Consider the following 20,912-nt stretch of genomic DNA (forward strand, 5'->3'; position numbering starts at 1 on the left):
GTAAGACGGTTGTTTTTTTAATATTCAAAAGGTACATCTGAAGCTAATTGTATCTCTTGATCATTATGAGAAATTACTTGGTTTTTCTCTAAAACTGTATCTGTTAATGAAATACCCCATGCCATCGCTAATGTTAACAGACTACCAATAAGTAGTTTTTTCATATTCCATCACCCGCATTTTTTCTTTAAATATATCATGAAAAATTACCCACATCTTATGCAATTATGCATATTTGTTTTTTACATCTTTTTTATTTCTTCATTTTTTTTATAAGTGATTCTTTTAATGCATGGTTTCCTAATATATCAAAAAAGAAACACGCTTTTTCGTAAGCATCTTCAATTTCTGCTCTATCACACTCTAGCTTTTCTAGGCATTCAACTTTTCGATAGTATAACTGTCCAATCAATGTCATACTATTAATTTGACACGATAGTTCAATGGCTTTATTTGCGTGACAAAGCGCTTCTTCGTATTGATTGTCTAAGTATAATGCTTTTGCATGATTATGTCTCACCTTCACATCAAACTCTTTATTATCATGTAATACCTCTAATTGTTTTAATATATTTTCATATAACTCAATGCTCTTCTTAAAATGACCATTTTCAGCGTAAATGTTTGCAATTGCGTTTTCAATATAAAGGTTTTGATATACATCTATTCCCGCCAATTGTTGATTGAGCAATTTCTTTAATTCTAAAATACAATATTCGTAATCGATTTTTTTCAATATGTAAGCAGATACATAATATTGCCATTGAAGAAACTGCTGAAGCTCAGGATGATATTCTTCCTTTTTCAACTCATTCCATACTTTATTATAAATTTCTTTATATTTCTTTTGCTTACAAAGCATAATAATTCGGTCTTTTAACTGCTTATTCCTTTCAATGTCAGAATAAATAAGTACCTCATAAAAATGGATAATGGGAATTTGTAACTTTGCTGCAATACCTTGTAATATATCCATACTTGGGTATACCGCTCCTGATTCAATTCGGCTCACTTCCGATTGGTGACATATATTCTCGGATAGCTGTTTTTGTGTTAATCCTCTCATCACCCTGATCTTCTTAATTTCACTTCCTAATTTTTCTGCGTGCATACTTCCTCACCATCCCACTATAACAATCTAATTTTTCAAGTTGTCATACCACTACAATAATGTGAATTCGACAATTTTTGATATGAAATAATGCATAATATATATATATAAAAAATTCGGCAAATTCTTAATACAATTCATCTCGCATACAATAAATAATAGATTAGGAGTTTTATAGATGAATTAGAGAAAACTTGCCAGTGCATTCATTACGTTCGGTCTCCATTGCTCCTTATCAACAAAAGCTATTCATGCCCAAGAATTAGATAAACTTGAAGTAAAAGTTGAAAATGCTCAGCCTGGTTTAACAATTGGGAAATTAACACAACCTCAAAATGATACGAAAGAGAATATTGCGAATAAATATTTAAAGGGTGAGGTAAACGGGGCTAAAGCTCAACAAGAACAAGTCACTACTAAAAAAATGTAGATTTCCAACCTACAAATAAAGCAACAAAAGAAAATCAAACCGAAGCTCGCCTTGCACAAACATATAAAAACTATAAAGTATATGGCCAAGATCTCATTGTAAAAGTAGATAAAAATGGAGTAATCACAACTATTAGTGGTAAAGTTGTCCAAAACTTAGATCAACAACCTAATCTTACTATAACAAATTTTTTGTCGAAAAATGAAGTAAAATCTAAATTACACGATATACTTCAAACCCTGAGCGATGTGACTGTGACGAAACTCTCTATTGAAATACTTGTTTATAAGAAAAAAGAAGCTTACCACTCATAGGTAAACTTCTTTTCATATCCATCCCTTTTCTTCTGCAATTGTAATGGCCTCAATTCTATTTTTCGCATCGAGCTTCGTTAATACTTCAGAAATATAATTACGCACTGTGCCAGGTGAAAGATAAAGTGTCTTCGCAATTTCATTTGCCGTCTTTCCTTCTTTCGCGAGTAGCAATACTTCTTTTTCACGATCTGATAACGGATTTTGCTCCTGCCATAAGCCGAACATTAAATCTTGAGAGACTTCTCGCTTTCCTTTCATTACGTTACGAATCGATGCAGCTAAATCTTCACTCGGGCTATCCTTTAATAAATATCCTTGTACGCCAGCTTTCATTGCTCGTTCAAAATAACCAGGACGCGCAAATGTTGTTAAAATCATTACTTTACATGCTGATTTTTCTTTCTTTAATGTTTCCGCAACATCTAATCCGCTTTGAATTGGCATTTCAATATCCATAATGCTTACATCAGGTTGTAACGATTCAATTAGTTTTAGTGCCTCTTCCCCGTTCGCAGCTTGCCCAATTACTTCGATATCATCTTCTAGATCAAGCAAGGCTCCTAATGCACCACGAAGCATCCGCTGATCTTCTGCAATAATAATTCGAATCATGCCCTCACCTCATCTTTTCCTGTTCGAATAACAACCGGTACTTTTACTATTAATAGTGTCCCTGGATTGATTGTGGCCAGTTCAACAAATCCATCAATAAGAGCGATGCGCTCCTTCATACCACGAATGCCATTTCCATCGTGGTTTTGATCTGCTAAACCGATTCCGTTATCTTCTACTTTCAAAATTAGCTCACCTTGTGATTCTATTACAGAAACTGTACAATTTGTCGCCTTACTATGTTTTACAACATTCGTCACAGCCTCACGTAAACACATTCCTAAAATATTTTGTTCAATAGGTGATAACGAACTCGAACTCGCTTCCTGCTTTACTTCTAATTCGATATTAGCTGCTTGTAAGATCGCCCTTATTTGCTCTAGCTCTTCCTCTACTGTAATCATACGCATATCCGAAATTAATTCTCTTAGCTGCTTTAAAGCAGTACGAGATGTTTGTGTAATTTCCTTTGCTTCCGCACTTGCACGCTCCGGATTTTTTACAATTAATTTCTCCACGAGCTGACTCTTTAAAGTAATGAGTGATAACGTATGCCCCAACGTATCATGAAGATCTCTTGCAATTCGTTGCCGCTCTTCACGTTTCACTAAATCTTTAATTTGCTCATTCGCCTCGTTTAATTGATTTCTTAACATCTTTTTTTGATTAAAATTACGCATTCCAAATGGTGTAAGTAGCATTAAAATAAACATCGGAACAATATTTACTAAACTCGTAGTTGTTATTTGATTCATATTTACAAATATAAAACTTCCAAGCATTACAGCTAACAAACTTAACAACAATCGAAACACTTTCTTATTTGGTGCAAACCCTATCGCACTTGCTGTGAAAAAACCAAAGAATATCATGAAGGGGTTGTAAAATAAAGCAAATAAAAAAATGAGTACCATTTGAATACATGCCCAAAAAACAAACGTTCTCTGCACAAAATAAAGCTGACGGTATGTGATAATGAAAACTATCAACATACCGCTTCCAATTACAAGCTTCCACCCTGACGCCTGCGATAAATGGTAAATCGGAAATAATAAATACACGAGAAACATATACGGAAAGAAACCCATATGTTTCGGAAAAATCTCAATCCTCTTCTTCTCTATCATTTATACCGCTTCCTGTCTTTTTCTTATATATATTGATATTACAACAAATATAAGGAAATAACCTCCTAATACCGCGATATTTTCCCAACCAATCGATTTTCCAGCTACAATATCCCATGCACCACTTCCGAAGTGATATGTTGGTGTCCATTCACCGATAGATCTTAATATTTTCGGGAATACTTCGATTGGCATCCATAGACCGCCAATTACAGCTAAACTCATATTTAAAATATTCGCTAAACCCGCTGCTGCATCCGCCTTCTTAATAGAACCTATTACTGTTCCTAATGCTAAAAATGGTGTTACACCTAACAACAACCATAATCCAGCACCAATCCATTGCCCTACCGTTAACTCAACATGATTAATTAATATTCCTGCAATAAAAATAACTAAGATTGAAAAAGCATTTACTACCGTTTGAGCGATGATCTTTGCTGTTATATACGCTCCCTCTGGAAGTGGTGTAATTTTCAACAAATGTGTCCAACCTTGCCCTTTTTCCTGAGAAATCCTTACACCGAAACTAAAAAGTGCTGTCCCTACAATACTAAACGTCGCCATTGAGATTAAATAATGCGCTTTCCACGCATCTCCGTTTTGTGGCACTTGAATAACATTAGTGAAAATGTAGTAAAACATAACTGGCATTAATAATGAGAAAAAGATAAATAATTTATTGCGGAACGTACGTAAAATTTCTATTTTACATTGCATCCATAAAGCTTTCATGCGATTTCCCCCTTCTGATTTGCGACAAACTGTTCAAATGCTTCATCAAGACTTCCACGTTCAACTGAAATATTTGTTACAGGTAAGTTCTTTTCATAAATTGCTTTTAAAGTTGCATCCGTATCTTCAGTTATTAAAGTGAAATGGCCTTCGTTTGATTGTACTTCTGTTACGCTTGGTAACCCTTTTAATAATTTTGCAGGAATACTTTCCTTCGAATAAAATTTAATTGTTTTTCGTGAAATCGTCGCTTTCATTTCATCTGGCGTACCGTCTGCGATAATCTTTCCATTAGCAAATAATAAAATACGATTTGCTAATGCATCTGCTTCTTCTAAATAATGCGTCGTTAAAATAATCGTTTTCCCTTCACTTGCTAACTTTCGAATCGTTTCCCAAAACGTTCTTCGAGACGTAATATCCATTCCAACCGTCGGCTCATCTAAAAATAGCAAATCTGGATTTCCTGCAAGTGCGAGTGCAAAATTTAACCTTCTCTTTTGACCGCCTGATAATTTCTCACATCTTTGCTTTCGCTCTGATTTTAAATTTGATAACTGTAGCAACGTTTCTTTCGCTACCGGATTCGTATAATAGCTACGGAATAACTCAATTGCCTCTTCCACTGTAATGCTATCAATGACACTTACTTCTTGTAACATCGCGCCGAGTCTATTACGAACATCTCTATGCTTTGGACTCTTTCCAAATATAGAAACCGTTCCTTCCGTCGGATCCTTTAATCCAAGCATCATCGACATCGTCGTCGTTTTCCCTGCACCATTCGGTCCAAGCAATGCTACGATTTCTCCTTTATTTACATGAAATGAAACGTTATTTACTGCACTTTTATGCTTAAATGTTTTAGAAACACCATTTACTTCAATAATCTTTTCCATCTCTCCACCCCCGCTGTTTCTTATATTTACATTGTATTACTTGGAAAACTTAGGAAACAGTATGATGCGTCATGACATCGATATGACAATTGTCATGTATTCTTTATGAGAGGAATCAATCCGCCATACTGCAAGCGAGTAGCAGGACGAAAATAAACATGATACAATCGGGTAAGATATATATTCGAGGAAGGACAGTGGTTTTCATGATTATTCGTAATGAACAAGATTTAGAAGGCTTACGAAAAATCGGCCGCATCGTTGCGCTTGCACGTGAAGAAATGAAAAAAGAAGCGAAGCCAGGTATGACAACGAAAGAGCTTGATTTGATCGGTAAAAAAGTATTAGATGAGCACGGTGCTATTTCTGCACCTGAAAAAGAATATGATTTCCCTGGTGTAACTTGCATCAGTGTAAACGAAGAAGTTGCTCACGGTATTCCAGGAGATCGCGTATTAAAAGAAGGCGACTTAGTAAATGTCGACGTATCTGCTGCACTTGATGGTTATTATGCAGATACAGGTATTTCATTTGTACTTGGAGAAGATGAAGCAAAAGAAAAGCTTTGCCAAGCAGCTGTTGATGCATTTTGGGCAGCAATGAAAAAGGTGAAAGCTGGTTCAAAACAAAACCAAATTGGTCGTGCTGTTTCAAACTTTGCACATAAAAATGGATACAATGTTATTCAAAACTTAACTGGTCACGGTATCGGTCTTAGTTTACATGAAGCACCAAACCATATTTTAAGCTACTTTGATCCAATGGATAATGCACTTCTAAAAGACGGTCTAGTTATCGCTGTAGAGCCATTCATTTCTATGAAAGCTGATCATATTATCGAACGTGGCGATGATGGTTGGACATTCGTTACACCTGATAAAAGCCTTGTTGCACAATGTGAACATACAGTTGTCGTAACACGCGGCGAACCGATAATTTTAACAGAAATATAAAAAGAACCGCTTCTTAATAGGGAGCGGTTCTTTTTATATACTATTTTGAAAAGAAGCAATACGGTTGAACTCTTTTTCATTTACGTATATAATTTTTAACGAAGGTTATTGATGATTATCTCTTATAGAAGATAATCAAGGGAGTACCTTCTTTTTTTATTGAATAACATCGATTAAAGTAATGCGTTCTACTTGTTATAAAGCGCTGTCTTCACTTTAATCTACGAATTGTATACTCTTTTAGATAGTACATATTTTCTTCATTCTGACCAAATTCAAGCTACATTTTATCATTACCTCAATACGAAAGAACTTTTTACAATGGGATACATTATTTTGGTTAGTATGTATCGTAAAACTCACCTTTATAACGATTCTTTACACATTGCAAGAATACAAATCCTTATAAAATAGTTTAAGCATTTCACTGCATATTTTTTGTATGTACCTATTTTATAAAGAACCACATAACAATTCACATTCTATAAAGGTCTGATATCATTCCTTATCAGTATTTCATTCGACATTTTTTGTCGAAATTTGTATATTCACTCCCTATATTATTAAAATATACATTTGTTTTACGTTACAAGACATCGAATATGAACACTTTTCCTATAGGAGTATACGTAGTAAAGGAGGCATCACGTATCACGTAAAGTACATTGATCTATGACAAATAATCTCTTCATAAAGCATTGTTATGCAATAGAAGGATTCATAAAGGAGGCACAATGAAAAAACTTTTCAATATATGTTTAATTGTATTCGTACTATTTTCGCAACTTGCTAGTTTTCCATACAATCAAGTAAAAGCGGAAACCTTAGCAGGGAATTCATTATTTGACACTGTTGAAATGAAAGATGCAACAAATCATATTATTGACGAAGCATTAAATCCTAAAAACTTAATACAAGTAGGATCAACCATTCACCTAGAATATGCTTGGTCAATAAAAGATCAACAAACAGACTCAGCAGTGCTCCAAATACCTAACGCATTAAAAGTAAAAAGTGACCAACAGGGAAATCTGATGGCAAAGCAACAAATTATTGGTCAATATTTTGTTAAAGCAAACGATAACAAAATGAAACTAGTATTTAACGACCAAGTAAAAGATTCCAAAGGTGCTAACGGAAAAATCAGTATTGATGCAGTATTCAATCCAGATTTAAAATCTGGTGCAAAATCTGTTCAACTCTCTTTCCCTTTAGGTGCAACAGCTAAGTCTATTTCAGTTCCTGTTCAAGTAGATAACCCAGCTTCACCTACTACGGATAAGGATGCTACTCAGCAACCTGTGGAAGAGCAAAAGAATGGTGTGGCTCAGCAACCGGCAGAAGAGCAAAAGAATGGTGTGGCTCAGCAACCGGCGGAAGAGCAAAAAAATAATGAGGCTCAGCAACCGGCAGAAGAGCAAAAGAATGGTGAGGTTCAGCAACCGGCAGAAGAGCAAAAGAATGGTGTGGCTCAGCAACCGGCGGAAGAGCAAAAAAATAATGAGGCTCAGCAACCTACGGAGAATCCTGGTGATAACAAAACAGAACAGCCTGTTGATAATTCAGATCCATCACCTAAGCAAATTACAGAAAATATCTTAACAGGTGTCACATTAACGGATAAAGACGGTAAACCATTTAATAATACGGATAATCGTCCAAATCCAGATTCTATTACCAAAATCGATTTCACATGGGAAGTTTTAAAGTCGCTGAACGTCAAAACAGGTGATTACTACACTTTCCAACTCCCAGAATACTTTATTGTCCACAATACCATCACAGAAGATTTAATAGATGGTAAAGGACATACAATTGGATCATTCACTGTTACGCCTGATGGCAAAGTAACGATGACTTTTAACGAATATATTGAAGATCACCCTAATATAGCTGGAAATTTAAATATTCGTACGGAGTTTAATGAAGTAAAAATTACAGGGACTACCGAAAAACAAATCCCATTCCCTATTAAAGAAAAAGACGTTATTATTGAGCTTGATTTCAAGCCTAAAGTAAAAAAATCTATAGATAAAAAAGGTGTACCTGATAGACCAATTAATACGAATCAAATTAATTGGAAAGTAGAGATGAACAAGACAAAAGATAAGCTTACAAATGCCGTCTTTCAAGATGATATTCCAAATGGGGCTATTCTCAACGAAGATTCTATTAAGGTTTACTATTTAGAAGTAGATATTAATGGGAAAACAACTCGTGGTGCAGAAGTTCCTAAAGAAGAATATGAACTTACTTCATCCTCTAATAAATTAAATATCGCTTTCAAAAAAGAAACGAATAAAGCATATGAAATTGAATATGCAACAAAGATTACAGATGAAAGTGTTACTAGTTTCAAAAATAACGCAAAAGTATCCAGTAAAAATCAAAAAGATATATCTGCGAATGCAACTGTAACTGTTTCACGCGGTACACATCTAGCGAAAAATAGTAGATACAATCCAAAAACACAGACGATTGAATGGACGATTACTTTTAACGGTGACCAGCGAGATATTAAAAAAGCTGATGCGCTTTTAAAAGATGTTTTGGATAAATCTCATAAAGTTGATAAAAATTCTATCGTGGTAAAAAATGCTTCTTATGATGATGCAGGAAAACTTGTTACAGGTGACAACGCCACAAACTTTACTGTAAAGGAAACCGATGAGGGGTTTGATTTACAGTTTAACGAAGATATTAATAGTGCCTATGTGATTACTTATACATCGAAAGCTACGAATGATGTCATAAAAGATGGCGAAATCGAAAATAAAATTATTGCAGATGGTAAATGGAGTCAAACAAACAAAGTTACGTTAAAGCAACAAAACATCATAAAGAAACATAATAAAAAAGATACGGATTACAATAAGAAAACAACAACATGGACAATTATTGTCAATGATAACAACTACGTGTTAAATGATGCTGTTATCAAGGATACGTTTGACTATGGTGGCCTAACGTTACAGAAAGATAGTTTCAAAATTACAGACGGATCAAGAACGCTTGATCCAAATTTTGATTACACACTTGATGTAACAGATAAGGGATTTGAAGTGAAACTAACTGGTGATTATAAGTCTAATATGGATAAAACTTTAACTATCACATACACAACAGACTTTAATTATGAAAATTTATCCAAAGAGAATGATAATAAATCATTCAAAAATACAGCAAATTTATCATGGATAGACATAAATGATAAAAAGAACAATAGTTCCTCCAATGATACATTCGATCCTGATTACTACACAAAAGGAAATGGATTTAAATATGGTTCTTACAATGCCCAAACGAAAGAAATTAAATGGGACATAGGGTTTAACTATAATAATAGACCGATTAAGGATCCTTCTATCGTTGATGTATTAAGAGATAATCAAAAATTAATACCGGAATCTATTGAAGTTCGACATATGAAATTAACTGGTGGTGCACATGGATTTGAAATAGGCGATCCTGTTTCACCTAGCGAATATACGATAGAAAATCCAACAAAAGATAACAACAATACATTAACGGTGCATTTTAAAAACGAAATTAATTCTGCATATTATATTAGCTTTAAAACTTCACTTGTAGGTGAACAAATTAATAAACGCTACGATAATTATGCCGATTTAAAAGATGGATCAAAAACTGTTACTACTATCCATGGTGCATTTGAAATCACGAACGGTGGTAGCGGTGTTACGAAAACAGCGAAACAAAATGACAAGTATATTGATTGGAGTGTTTCTATTAACGCAAGTCAGTCAACTATTGAAAATGCTGTCGTAACAGACGAACCGACAGACAATCAAATGCTTGATGAAAAGTCCTTCCATCTATATCCGACAACAGTAGCCGTAGATGGAACTTTGACGAAAGATACAGCAAATGAATTAAAAGAAGGAACAGACTATAAACTCAAAGTAATAACAGACAACGATACAGGGAAACAACAATTTAAAGTGGAATTTCTTCATACCATTGAACGGGCTTATATTTTAGAATATCGCTCACTCATTAATGCAGACCATAATGAAAAGGTAAGTAATAAAGCGACGATTACTGGTCACCGTTTAACATTAACGAAAGTGGAAGATGTTAAGTTCGTTGAAGTTAAAGTATCTTCTGGATCTGGAGGTGGTTCTGCTAATAAAGGACGCGGAAGCCTTCAAATTATGAAAGTTGATGACAAAGATCAAAAAGTACGATTAGCTGGAGCAGAATTTACTTTATATGATCAAACAGGTACAACCGCTATTCGACCAATTACAACAGGTGATGACGGTGTCGCTAAGTTTAACAACTTACGACGTGATAAATATTTAATTAAAGAAACGAAAGCACCTACAGGTTATGTAATTAGTAAAGAATTAAGAGAAGGTATACTTGTTGAGCTAGGCTCTGAAGAAATCACAAAATATACTTTTACAAATAAAAAGTTTGTCGGGAAAGTAGTACTGACAAAGACTGACGCGAAGAGCAGGGAAAGACTTGAACATGCAGTTTTCTCTTTACTTGATCAAAACAAACAAGTTATTCCTGAACATAAAGAATTAACAACAAATGATAAAGGACAAATTACTGTAGATAATTTAAAACCAGGAACTTACTACTTAAAAGAAACAAAGGCTCCTGAGCATTATAAATTAGATGATCGACTGATTGAGGTTAAAATCGCGGAAGATCAAACAACAGTAATAAACCGCACTGCAACAAACAGCTTGATTCCAGGCGCGGCCATTTTAACAAAAGTCGATAAAGATGGAAAAACTTTAGCTGGTGCGGAGTTCAGTGTAAGAGACCGGAATAACATAAAAATTCCTGGTTATGAAAAGTTAACGACAAATGATCAAGGACAAATCGAAGCAAAAGATTTACGCCCTGGAGACTATCAATTTGTCGAAGAAAAAGCACCGAAAGATTACGACATAGATAAAAAACCGATTGAGTTTACAATTGTAAAAAGTCAAAAGAAAGCAGTTACTGTTACTGCGACAAATCACCTCATTAAAGGTGGCGTCACTTTAACAAAAACTGATGATATCGATGGTACAGCTCTTGCAGGTGCTGTATTTAAAATTGTCGATGCTAATGATGAAAAGAAAGTCATTCGCGAAAATGTAACAACTGGTGCGGATGGTAAAGTAACTGTTAAAGACTTAGAGCCTGGTACGTATAAATTTATTGAAACAGAAGCTCCTAAGGATTATGTGTTAAATACAAATCCTATCGAGTTTACAATCGATAAAAGCCAACAGTCATTTGCTACTGTTACGGCAACTAACAGTTTAAAAACAGGAGAAGTTGAATTATTAAAAGTTGATGAATTCGGTGATAAAAAACCTCTAAAAGGTGCCGTATTTAAAATTGTTGATGTAAATAATAATGATGTTCGTACTGACCTAACTACAGATGCTGATGGAAAAACAAAAGCTGATAAGCTACGTCCTGGTACGTATAAATTTATTGAAACAGCTGCTCCTGAACATTACGTTTTACGAGCAGAACCTATTGAATTTACAATCGATAGAAGTCAGAAAGAAACTCTACTTGTGAAAGCTGAAAATGCTTTAAAACCAGGAGATGTTGAATTAACGAAAGTTGATGATATTGATGGTACAGCTCTTGAAGGTGCGGTATTTAAAATTGTCGATGCTAATGATGAAAAGAAAGTCATTCGCGAAAATATAAAAACTGGTGCGGATGGTAAAGCTATCGCTACTGGCTTACGCCCTGGCGATTATAAATTTATCGAAGTAACAGCACCGAAGTATTACGATAAAAATACAAATCCGATTAAATTTACGATCACAGAAAGTCAAACGACGTCGGCTACTGTTACTGCTAAAAACAGCTTAACAAAAGGCGGTATTGAATTAACAAAAGTGAATGCTGCAGATGAAAAGGAAACACTTGAAGGTGCAGTATTTAAAATTGTTAATAGAGATACAAATGAAGATGTTCGTGCGGAACTTGTTACGAATAGTGAAGGAAAGTTAGTTGTAGACGACTTACGCCCTGGTAACTATAAACTTATCGAAACAAAGGCCCCAACTTATTACGATGTAAATGTAGAACCTATTGAATTTACAATCGAAAAAGGACAACAAAAACTTCTGCCACTTACATTTAAAAATAGTTTAACGAAAGGAAAAGTTAAACTTATTAAAGAAGATGATGTGGAAAGTAGTATCGCTCTTGCCGGCGCAGTGTTCACATTACAAGACGCAACTGGCAAAGAAATTGCGAAAGATTTAAAAACAAATGATTACGGAGTACTAGTTATTCCTGATTTAGCACCAGGAGATTATCAATTTATTGAAACATCAGCTCCTGAACATTATAAATTAGATCAAACACCTATTAAGTTCACAATTAAAAAAGGTAGCAAGGATGATCTTCCAGTCCCTGTCACTGTAACAAATAGTTTACTTACAGGTGGCGTTACTTTAACAAAGGTTGATGACGTTGATGGGGCTACTCTTGAAGGTGCAGAATTTATCATTGTTGATGCTCATGATACAACAAAGGTAGTTCGCAAAGGATTAACTACTGATGAACATGGTAAAGTTTCTGCTTCTGATTTACGTCCAGGTGACTATCAATTTATTGAAGTAAAAGCTCCAAAAGACTATGACTTAAGACAAGATCCTATTCCGTTCACTATCGGAAAAAGTCAAAAAGAAAATATTAGCGTTACCGCTACTAACAGCTTAACGAAGGGTGGCGTCATTTTAACCAAAATCGACGACATCGATCGTACAATGCTGAAAGGTGCAATCTTTAAAGTTGTTGATATGAATGGTAACGAAGTTCGCACAAACCTTGTTACAGACGACAATGGTGACATCTCGGTTTCTGATTTACGTCCAGGAAACTATCAATTTATTGAAACAACGGCACCTGAGCATTATGTATTAGACGAAACACCGATTCCATTTACAATTGAAAGAAGTCAAACGAAAAAAATTACTGTTACGGGTAAAAACACGTTGAAAAAAGGTAGCGTGGAATTAACAAAGATTGATGATATCGATACAAACACTAAACTTGCTAATGCTGTATTTGATTTATTAGATGCAGACGGAGAGATAGTTGAAAAAGGTTTAAAAACAAATAATGAAGGGAAAATTGTTGTTGAAAACCTACGTCCTGGCACGTATCAATTCGTTGAGACAATAGCTCCTGAACATTACGATTTAAATAAAAAACCGATCAAATTTACAATTAAGAAAAGCCAAACTGAAACGCTTCATGTTACGGCTAAAAACGCTCTAACAAAAGGTGGCGTTGAACTTTCTAAAGTAGATGACATCGATGGTACTAAACTTGAAGGTGCAGTATTTAACATTGTTGATATGAACGGTAATGTAATTCATAAAGACCTTGTTACAAATAATAAAGGAAAAATCGAAATCGATGACCTACGTCCGGGTGATTATCAATTCATCGAAACGAAAGCACCTAAGCATTACGTTTTAGATGAAACGCCAATCCATTTCACTATTGAAAAAGGACAGAAGAAAGCTATTTCTTTAACTGCTAAAAATAGCTTACAACAAGGTAGTATTGAACTACTTAAAGTAGATGATCTAAACGATCAAATGAAACTTTCTGATGCGGTATTTAATTTACTAGACCAAAACGGAAAAGTACTTAAAACAGATTTAAAAACAAATAATGAAGGAAAGATCGTTGTTGAAAATTTACGTCCTGGTACGTATCAATTTGTCGAAACAACCGCTCCGAAACATTATGATTTAGACAAAAAACCAATTGTAGTTACAGTTGAAAAAAGCCAAAAAGATATTGCTACTGTTACTATGAAAAATAGTTTAACTAAAGGTGGCGTTGAACTTTCTAAAGTCGATGACGTCGATGGTACTACTCTTGAAGGTGCTGTATTTAACATTGTTGATATGAACGGTAATGTAATTCGCAAGAATCTTACTACCAATTCACAAGGTAAAATTAGCGTTCCTGACCTACGTCCGGGTGATTATCAATTCATCGAGACAAAGGCTCCGAAACATTACGATTTAAATAAAGAACCAATTCCTTTCACTATCGAAAAAGGACAAGCCGAACCGATTTCGGTTACTGCTAAAAATAGTTTAACTAAAGGTGCGGTAGAACTTTCTAAAATGGATGATATCGACGGTACAGCTCTTGAAGGTGCGGTATTTAAAATTGTTGATATGAACGGCAATGACGTTCGTACTGGCATTACGACAGATGCGAAAGGGAAAGTTTCTATTCCTGATTTACATCCTGGAGACTATCAATTTATTGAAACAAAAGCTCCTAAGCACTATAAACTAGATGATACACCAATTAAATTTACAATTGAGAAAAGCCAAGCAGAGAAATTACAAGTCACTGCTAAGAACAGCTTAATTGAAGGTGCGGTAGAGTTAATTAAAGTGGATGATATAAATCCAGATACAAAACTTTCTGATGCAGTATTTAACATCATTGATGCGAAAGGTAAAATTGTTCGCACAAATTTAACTACTGATAAAGACGGGAAAGTTTCTGCTTCTAATTTAAGACCAGGAGATTATCAATTCGTGGAAACGAAAGCTCCGAAACATTATGATTTAAATAAAACACCTATTCCTTTCACTATCGAGAAAAGCCAAACAACTCACGTTTCTGTTACTGCTAAAAATGGCTTAACTAAGGGTGGCGTTGAATTAACGAAAGTTGACTCTTTAGATGCGAAAGAAACGCTAGAAGGTGCGGTATTTAAAATTACTGATATGAACGGTAATGATATTCGTACGAATTTAGTTACCAATAAAGATGGAAAAATCATCGCTAAAGACTTACAACCTGGAGACTATCAATTTATTGAAACGAAAGCTCCGAAACATTATGACTTAAATGAAGATCCGATTAAGTTCACAATTGAAAGAAGTCAAACAAAACATGTCTTCGTTACAGCTACTAACAGCTTAACGAAAGGTAGTGTGGAGTTAATTAAAGTGGATGATGTTGAAGAAAACACAACACTCGAGGGTGCGGTATTTAAAATTGTTAATAAGGATGGACACGACGTCCGTACTGATTTAACTACTAATAAAAACGGCCGCTTAGTTGTGGATGAATTACCACCAGGAGACTATGAGTTTATCGAAACAAAAGCTCCTACTCATTATGACTTAAACGAAACACCTATTAAGTTCACAGTTAAAAAAGGACAAGAAAAAATTGCTTCTGTTACCGCTAAGAATAGCTTAACAAAAGGTGCTGTGGAATTAACGAAAGTTGATGACGTCGACGGCGCTACTCTTGAAGGCGCAGTATTTAAAATCATTGATATGAATGGCAATGACGTTCGCACTGATTTAACTACTGATAAAGATGGCAAGATTTCTGTTTCTGATTTACGTCCGGGAGACTATCAATTCGTTGAAACGAAGGCTCCTACTCATTACGACTTAAATCAAACTCCTATCAACTTTACTGTTGAAAAGAGTCAAACCACTACTGCTTCTGTTACCGCTAAGAATAGCTTAACGAAGGGCGCTGTGGAATTAACGAAAGTCGATGACATCGACGGCTCTACTCTTGAAGGAGCTATCTTTAAAATCGTTGATATGAACGGCAATGACGTTCGCACTGATTTAACTACTGATAAAGATGGCAAGATTTCTGTTTCTGATTTACGTCCGGGAGACTATCAGTTTATTGAAACGAAGGCTCCTACTCATTACGACTTAAATCAAAACCCTATCAACTTTACTGTTGAAAAGAGTCAAACCACTACTGCTTCTGTTACCGCTAAGAATAGCTTAACGAAGGGCGCTGTGGAATTAACGAAAGTCGATGACATCGACGGCTCTACTCTTGAAGGAGCTATCTTTAAAATCGTTGATATGAACGGCAATGACGTTCGCACTGATTTAACTACTGATAAAGATGGTAAAATCTCGGTTTCTGATTTACGTCCAGGAGACTATCAGTTTATTGAAACGAAAGCTCCTACTGGATACGATTTAAACGCTAAGCCAATTCCTTTCACTATTACGAAAGGACAATCTCAAGTTACTTCTGTGACTGCTTTAAATAGTTTAACAACAGGTTCAATAGAATTAACTAAAGTTGATATGGATCACAATGGAACACTTGAGGGTGCCATTTTCAATATTTTAGATAAAGATGGAAAAGTAGTACGAGAAGGCTTAAAAACAGATGGTCATGGTAAATTAATCATAAATGATTTGAAACCTGGCAATTATCAACTAGTGGAAACAAAAGCTCCTGAAGGCTATCAATTAGATGCATCACCAATAAGCTTTACAATTGAAAAAGCCCAAGCTGCACCACTACAAATTACAGTTTCAAATAAAAAGATTGAATCTTCATCAGGTGGAGATAATGAATCAATTACTCCTCCGAATAAAGAAGAGAAACCAGGTAAGGAAACTTCCGAAGAACTAGAAAAAGAAAATCCTGAAACACCTGGTACAGAAACTTCTGAAGAACTAGAAAAAGGTAATCCTGAAGCACACGGTAAAGGAACTTCCGAAGAACTAGAAAAAGGTAACCCTGAAACACAAATAAACAAACAGCAAGATGACCGAAATACGGGTAAAGAACTTCCAAATACAGGTCACAAAAAAGATTCTACTCAAACAGTAGGTATCTTACTTCTACTAGCTGGTTTGTTAAGTATTTTAGTTACAAAACGAAAAAAATATTATTAATAGTTTTTCACACCCAATCAAGTGAACATTTGATTGGGTGTTTTTTTATACAAAAAAGGACGATACATAGCGTATCGTCCTTTTAACGGGGTGAGGCTGTCCAAAAGTACGGAAAACCTTTGAACAGCCTCGTATTTTCATATGGATGCCTTACATATATCACTGATGATAATTATGAAATGCGGAAACATATTTATCATCACATGATTCAAACACGAGAAAAGAAACCCTACAGTGGATTCTTTTCTCTACATAATCTAAAGTTTGGGTACACTAGATTCATGCAATGTAGGAGCTTTCCAATCAGAAAGCGAACCTTCATTTAAAATGATAGCATACATATCTCCGTCAAAAATATGCAAATATGCATACAGTATTTTTTTATTTCTCAATGTCAGAATATTGAAAAATCACAAAGGTAAAGGTAAAATGAAGTCGTTATCCGTCTTCTTTTGTCAGTCAGAGAGAATAGAAGAATAGGAGAGGAAAAAATGAAAAAATCTTTGAAACAAAAAATAGTAAGCTCTTTGCTTGCTGTATCACTCGCTGTTAGCATAGCTCCAGTCGGACAAGCCAAAGCTGATTCCACGTCAGAAATCACACAAACTTCACCTATCACAAAACAAGTTGATGCAAGCCGCGCTATCGAACACATCCGTTTCTTATCCGAAACAATTGGTCCTCGCCCTGGTGGGACAAAATCAGAAGAATGGGCTTCTCGCTACGTTGGTATGCAGCTTAAATCAATGGGCTATGAAGTAGAATATCAACCATTCCAAGTGCCGGATCAATACGTTGGATTTATTGAATCACCACTATCCACAAAGCGTAATTGGCAAGCTGGTGCTGCTCCTAACGCACTAATTTCTACAGAGGCTGTTACGGCTCCTCTTATCTTTGTTCAAGGTGGGACAAAATTAGAGGATATCCCAAATGAAGTAAATGGAAAAATTGTTCTATTCGAAAGAGGAACAACAGTAGCTGACTATAATAAACAAGTTGAAAATGCCGTTAGCAAAGGAGCAAAAGGTGTTCTTTTATACAGTTTAATTGGTGGACGTGGAAACTACGGACAAACTTTCAATCCCCGCCTAACGAAAAAGCAATCTATCCCTGTCTTTGGTCTTGCTTATGCGCAAGGAAATGCATTTAAAGAAGAAATCGCTAAAAAAGGGACAACAATTCTTTCCCTAAAAGCGAGACATGAATCTAATTTAACATCATTAAACGTCATCGCTAAAAAGAAACCAAAAAACAGTACAGGTAATGAAAAAGCTGTCGTTGTAAGTTCACACTACGATAGTGTCGTTGGAGCACCTGGAGCAAATGATAATGCTTCTGGTACAGGATTAGTATTAGAGTTAGCTCGTGCTTTTCAAAATGTAGAAACTGATAAAGAAATTCGTTTTATTGCTTTTGGTTCTGAAGAGACTGGCTTACTCGGCTCCGATTATTACGTTAATAGTTTATCCCAAAAAGAACGCGATCGAATTTTAGGTGTCTTTAACGCAGACATGGTCGCAACAAATTACGATAAAGCAAAGAATTTATATGCTATGACGCCTAACGGTTCTCCAAACCTTGTAACAGACGCAGCCTTACAAGCAGGTAAACAATTAAATAATGACCTCGTTCTGCAAGGGAAATTTGGCTCTAGTGATCACGTACCGTTTGCTGAAGTTGGTATTCCTGCGGCTCTATTTATTTGGATGGGTGTCGATAGTTGGAATCCATTAATCTACCATATTGAAAAGGTATATCACACACCTCAAGATAACGTATTTGAGAATATTTCACCTGAACGTATGAAAATGGCATTAGAGGTTATTGGAACAGGAGTTTATAATACACTTCAAAAACCTGTCGCTCAAACTGAACAAAAAGCTGCTTAGTCATTTAAAAGACCACCGATTTTTATCAGTGGTTTTTTATTGAGAAAAAATATATATGCATAAAAGCATATTTTCTCCTACTCATTATCGTATACAATATTAACTGTAACAAAAATGATTACAACAATTAAGGAGGCTTTTCTACTATGAAAAAAATGATTATAGCCGGTGCATTAACTTTAGCAGGAATTACTGGTGCTACCGCGTTTATTCCTGAAACAAAGGCCGCTGCCGCTACTCAAGAACAAAGCTTTACAAAATTTTATTCTTTGCAAACTGGAAGTAGTTCTGAACAAGAACCTGTTTTCCTTCAAAAGGGACAAGAGTTAACAATTCAACCTAACAGTAAAACCCCTAGTTACAGTGTTTATGACTCAAATCATAACCTTATTGGACGTTATTCTGATGGCTATGGCCGAATTTTCACTGCAAAAGCAGATGGGAATATGTACGTTCAATTTCATGCACCTTATGTTTACTATAGTCCTGTTAGCTTTTCGGTTACGTATACAATCCGATAAAATAAAGGGCCCTTCCCAAGGGCCTTTATTTTGTTTCCCAATTCACTTTTACAAAACCATCTTTCACCATTAAACCACTTATACTAAATACATACTTTTCATTCGCCTTCAATGTAGCTTTAAAAGTACCTTTTTTCGATTCACAGATCTCTTTTAACTCTCTTATACCTTCTCCTTGCCTTTCATACAAGCTAAAGCATAAATTCCCACGTTTTGCATCCGTCTCATAAGAAAATGTTACTTCTGTATCTTTTGCATACTCAAGTTCAATATCTTTCTCAGCAATATCCCATGATGAGAATTTTGCCTCGTAACTTGTCTCTCCTTGCTTCTCATTTTCTAAATATACATCTCCTGCTCTCCAGGTATCATCTAACGTCTGTGCAAAAGTAAAGCCACTAAGTAATACAAACATTGTACTTGCCAATATCGCAACTAATGTTACCTTCTGCTTTTTAACAAAATTCATCCTATATTCTCCTTCAACTTTCTTTTTACTTCTTCTCACCATATATAATAAAAATCCAATAAAGAATGGTAATATAACTGCTAAAACACTCCACCCTTTACTCATTTGATGTGCTTTCGCATCTGTATATACCCATGATGCAACACATATTAACAGTGCTATAAAAGCTAAAAGCATTGTCACTCCAGCTACTTCAAATATTACAAACGGGTTAGCGAACTCTATCATGTAATTTATACTCCTTCTTTAAAAACGACTGTATGACAACATATATAGGAATGTATAGGTGCATCGTAATAATTATCGTTATAATGACAGATATTTTATGCTCCAAATGACTAACAAACTGCTCTAGGGTGACTGTTAATACAATCATCCAAATAGCATGAATGAAAACAACCCATCTCTTCTCTAATTTCCGAGCATTTCGCATGCCCTGCTTCGTATTATTTATTAGCTCTTCGCTAGGAATCATCTCTTCCGCTAAACTACTTTTTATCTTTTGATCAAATTTGTCTTCCTTCATAAACGAACCCCTCCAAATGTTCTCGCATTTGCTTCTTCGCATAATTAAGGCGGTATTTCACCGTACCAATTGGTATATTTAATATTTCACTCATTTCTTTGTAAGAATATTGTTCATAGTAGTAGAGTACGAGCACTGTTTTATATTTTTCATTTAATAACTGTATAACTTCTCGTATCATTTCTGCTTCGACTTTTTGAATAAATTCTTCTGATATATTCACATCGTCTGCATGCTCAATTTCTCCGCCATCTTCTTTATGAAATAAATCCAATACACGATCTTTCCATCTTTTCTTTTTGCGATAAAAATCATAAAATGTACGAACACAAATTGTAGTAATCCACTTTTTATAATTCTCCACGTAAGAAAGTTGGTGCCGCGATGAAAAAACTTTTATCCACGTCTCTTGAAAAATATCTTCCGCGTCTTCTTTCGTCTTCGCTAACTTATAGCATAAGGAATATATTTGCTGCTTATATATATCAATTAATTCTTCTACCTTTTCTTCCATCGGAAACCTCCAGTCATTTATATAAGACGACGCAAATTCTCCTTTTGTTTGATAAAATTTTATTTTTTTATTATTTCCATACAAAAAGGCAATC

13 protein-coding genes and 1 pseudogene are annotated in these 20,912 nt (G+C 35.0%); 5 read left to right on the forward strand and 9 right to left on the reverse strand.

Going from position 1 to position 20,912, the window contains the following annotated elements:
• Positions 1-17: 17 nt before the first annotated feature.
• On the reverse strand, positions 18-164 hold the full coding sequence (locus ACTFSI_RS11560) for a quorum-sensing peptide PapR (RefSeq protein ID WP_097852468.1): 147 nt from the start codon (positions 162-164) through the stop codon (positions 18-20).
• Between the two features lie 89 nt (positions 165-253).
• Complete coding sequence (plcR, locus tag ACTFSI_RS11565) at positions 254-1,111, reverse strand: transcriptional regulator PlcR (protein WP_197225841.1); 858 nt, start codon at positions 1,109-1,111, stop codon at positions 254-256.
• A gap of 208 nt (positions 1,112-1,319) precedes the next feature.
• On the opposite strand from plcR, the pseudogene ACTFSI_RS11570 reads away from it, so the two are divergent.
• Positions 1,320-1,852, forward strand: a pseudogene (locus ACTFSI_RS11570) (M4 family metallopeptidase); the annotation flags it as partial.
• Positions 1,853-1,867: 15 nt separating this feature from the next.
• Here ACTFSI_RS11570 and ACTFSI_RS11575 read toward each other — a convergent pair.
• Genes ACTFSI_RS11575 through ACTFSI_RS11590 form a run of 4 tightly spaced genes read right to left on the reverse strand, consistent with a single transcriptional unit; the run spans position 1,868 to position 5,231 of the window.
• Positions 1,868-2,470 (reverse strand): response regulator transcription factor, encoded by a 603-nt coding sequence (locus ACTFSI_RS11575; RefSeq protein ID WP_098670904.1) that lies wholly within the window; start codon positions 2,468-2,470, stop codon positions 1,868-1,870.
• Complete coding sequence (locus tag ACTFSI_RS11580; protein ID WP_197225842.1) at positions 2,467-3,597, reverse strand: sensor histidine kinase; 1,131 nt, start codon at positions 3,595-3,597, stop codon at positions 2,467-2,469. The genes ACTFSI_RS11575 and ACTFSI_RS11580 overlap by 4 nt, the downstream gene beginning before the upstream one ends.
• Positions 3,598-4,332 (reverse strand): ABC transporter permease, encoded by a 735-nt coding sequence (locus ACTFSI_RS11585; protein ID WP_074608073.1) that lies wholly within the window; start codon positions 4,330-4,332, stop codon positions 3,598-3,600.
• Entirely contained in the window at positions 4,329-5,231 is a 903-nt protein-coding gene (locus tag ACTFSI_RS11590; RefSeq protein ID WP_440045408.1) for an ATP-binding cassette domain-containing protein, read from the reverse strand. The genes ACTFSI_RS11585 and ACTFSI_RS11590 overlap by 4 nt, the downstream gene beginning before the upstream one ends.
• Positions 5,232-5,389: 158 nt before the next feature.
• On the opposite strand from ACTFSI_RS11590, the gene map reads away from it, so the two are divergent.
• The 4 genes from map (at position 5,390) to ACTFSI_RS11610 (ending at position 19,309) form a co-directional block, all read left to right on the forward strand.
• Positions 5,390-6,184 carry a type I methionyl aminopeptidase gene (gene map / locus ACTFSI_RS11595; protein WP_002096176.1) on the forward strand — a complete coding sequence of 265 codons (795 nt, stop codon included), beginning with the start codon at positions 5,390-5,392 and terminating at the stop codon, positions 6,182-6,184.
• Between the two features lie 734 nt (positions 6,185-6,918).
• The gene (locus ACTFSI_RS11600; protein ID WP_440045409.1) at positions 6,919-16,896 is read left to right on the forward strand and encodes a SpaA isopeptide-forming pilin-related protein; all 9,978 of its coding nucleotides are present in this window, start codon (positions 6,919-6,921) and stop codon (positions 16,894-16,896) included.
• Between the two features lie 491 nt (positions 16,897-17,387).
• Entirely contained in the window at positions 17,388-18,788 is a 1,401-nt protein-coding gene (locus ACTFSI_RS11605; RefSeq protein ID WP_440045410.1) for a M28 family metallopeptidase, read from the forward strand.
• A gap of 146 nt (positions 18,789-18,934) precedes the next feature.
• Positions 18,935-19,309: a hypothetical protein gene (locus tag ACTFSI_RS11610; RefSeq protein WP_000738205.1), complete on the forward strand. Its 375-nt coding sequence runs from the start codon at positions 18,935-18,937 to the stop codon at positions 19,307-19,309.
• A gap of 25 nt (positions 19,310-19,334) precedes the next feature.
• On the opposite strand, the gene ACTFSI_RS11615 is transcribed toward ACTFSI_RS11610, so the two are convergent.
• From ACTFSI_RS11615 to ACTFSI_RS11625, 3 genes are read right to left on the reverse strand one after another with little or no spacing between them, the layout of a single operon-like run.
• Positions 19,335-20,006 (reverse strand): hypothetical protein, encoded by a 672-nt coding sequence (locus ACTFSI_RS11615; protein ID WP_000568889.1) that lies wholly within the window; start codon positions 20,004-20,006, stop codon positions 19,335-19,337.
• Positions 19,990-20,304 (reverse strand): anti-sigma factor, encoded by a 315-nt coding sequence (locus ACTFSI_RS11620; protein ID WP_139896042.1) that lies wholly within the window; start codon positions 20,302-20,304, stop codon positions 19,990-19,992. Before ACTFSI_RS11620 ends, ACTFSI_RS11615 begins: the two co-directional genes overlap by 17 nt.
• Positions 20,285-20,818, reverse strand: a complete 534-nt coding sequence (locus tag ACTFSI_RS11625; protein ID WP_001980638.1) for an RNA polymerase sigma factor — start codon at positions 20,816-20,818, stop codon at positions 20,285-20,287. Before ACTFSI_RS11625 ends, ACTFSI_RS11620 begins: the two co-directional genes overlap by 20 nt.
• Positions 20,819-20,912 lie beyond the last annotated feature (94 nt).

This window comes from Bacillus cereus group sp. MYBK101-2, from assembly GCF_051918845.1.
Lineage (GTDB): Bacteria > Bacillota > Bacilli > Bacillales > Bacillaceae_G > Bacillus_A > Bacillus_A paranthracis.

Bases quoted from the DNA above. Each gene is read 5' to 3' on its own strand.
- ACTFSI_RS11560 (WP_097852468.1), bottom strand. From the start codon at position 164: ATGAAAAAACTACTTATTGGTAGTCTGTTAACATTAGCGATGGCATGG.
- plcR (WP_197225841.1), bottom strand. From the start codon at position 1,111: ATGCACGCAGAAAAATTAGGAAGTGAAATTAAGAAGATCAGGGTGATG.
- ACTFSI_RS11575 (WP_098670904.1), bottom strand. From the start codon at position 2,470: ATGATTCGAATTATTATTGCAGAAGATCAGCGGATGCTTCGTGGTGCA.
- ACTFSI_RS11580 (WP_197225842.1), bottom strand. From the start codon at position 3,597: ATGATAGAGAAGAAGAGGATTGAGATTTTTCCGAAACATATGGGTTTC.
- ACTFSI_RS11585 (WP_074608073.1), bottom strand. From the start codon at position 4,332: ATGAAAGCTTTATGGATGCAATGTAAAATAGAAATTTTACGTACGTTC.
- ACTFSI_RS11590 (WP_440045408.1), bottom strand. From the start codon at position 5,231: ATGGAAAAGATTATTGAAGTAAATGGTGTTTCTAAAACATTTAAGCAT.
- map (WP_002096176.1), top strand. From the start codon at position 5,390: ATGATACAATCGGGTAAGATATATATTCGAGGAAGGACAGTGGTTTTC.
- ACTFSI_RS11600 (WP_440045409.1), top strand. From the start codon at position 6,919: ATGAAAAAACTTTTCAATATATGTTTAATTGTATTCGTACTATTTTCG.
- ACTFSI_RS11605 (WP_440045410.1), top strand. From the start codon at position 17,388: ATGAAAAAATCTTTGAAACAAAAAATAGTAAGCTCTTTGCTTGCTGTA.
- ACTFSI_RS11610 (WP_000738205.1), top strand. From the start codon at position 18,935: ATGAAAAAAATGATTATAGCCGGTGCATTAACTTTAGCAGGAATTACT.
- ACTFSI_RS11615 (WP_000568889.1), bottom strand. From the start codon at position 20,006: ATGATAGAGTTCGCTAACCCGTTTGTAATATTTGAAGTAGCTGGAGTG.
- ACTFSI_RS11620 (WP_139896042.1), bottom strand. From the start codon at position 20,304: ATGAAGGAAGACAAATTTGATCAAAAGATAAAAAGTAGTTTAGCGGAA.
- ACTFSI_RS11625 (WP_001980638.1), bottom strand. From the start codon at position 20,818: ATGGAAGAAAAGGTAGAAGAATTAATTGATATATATAAGCAGCAAATA.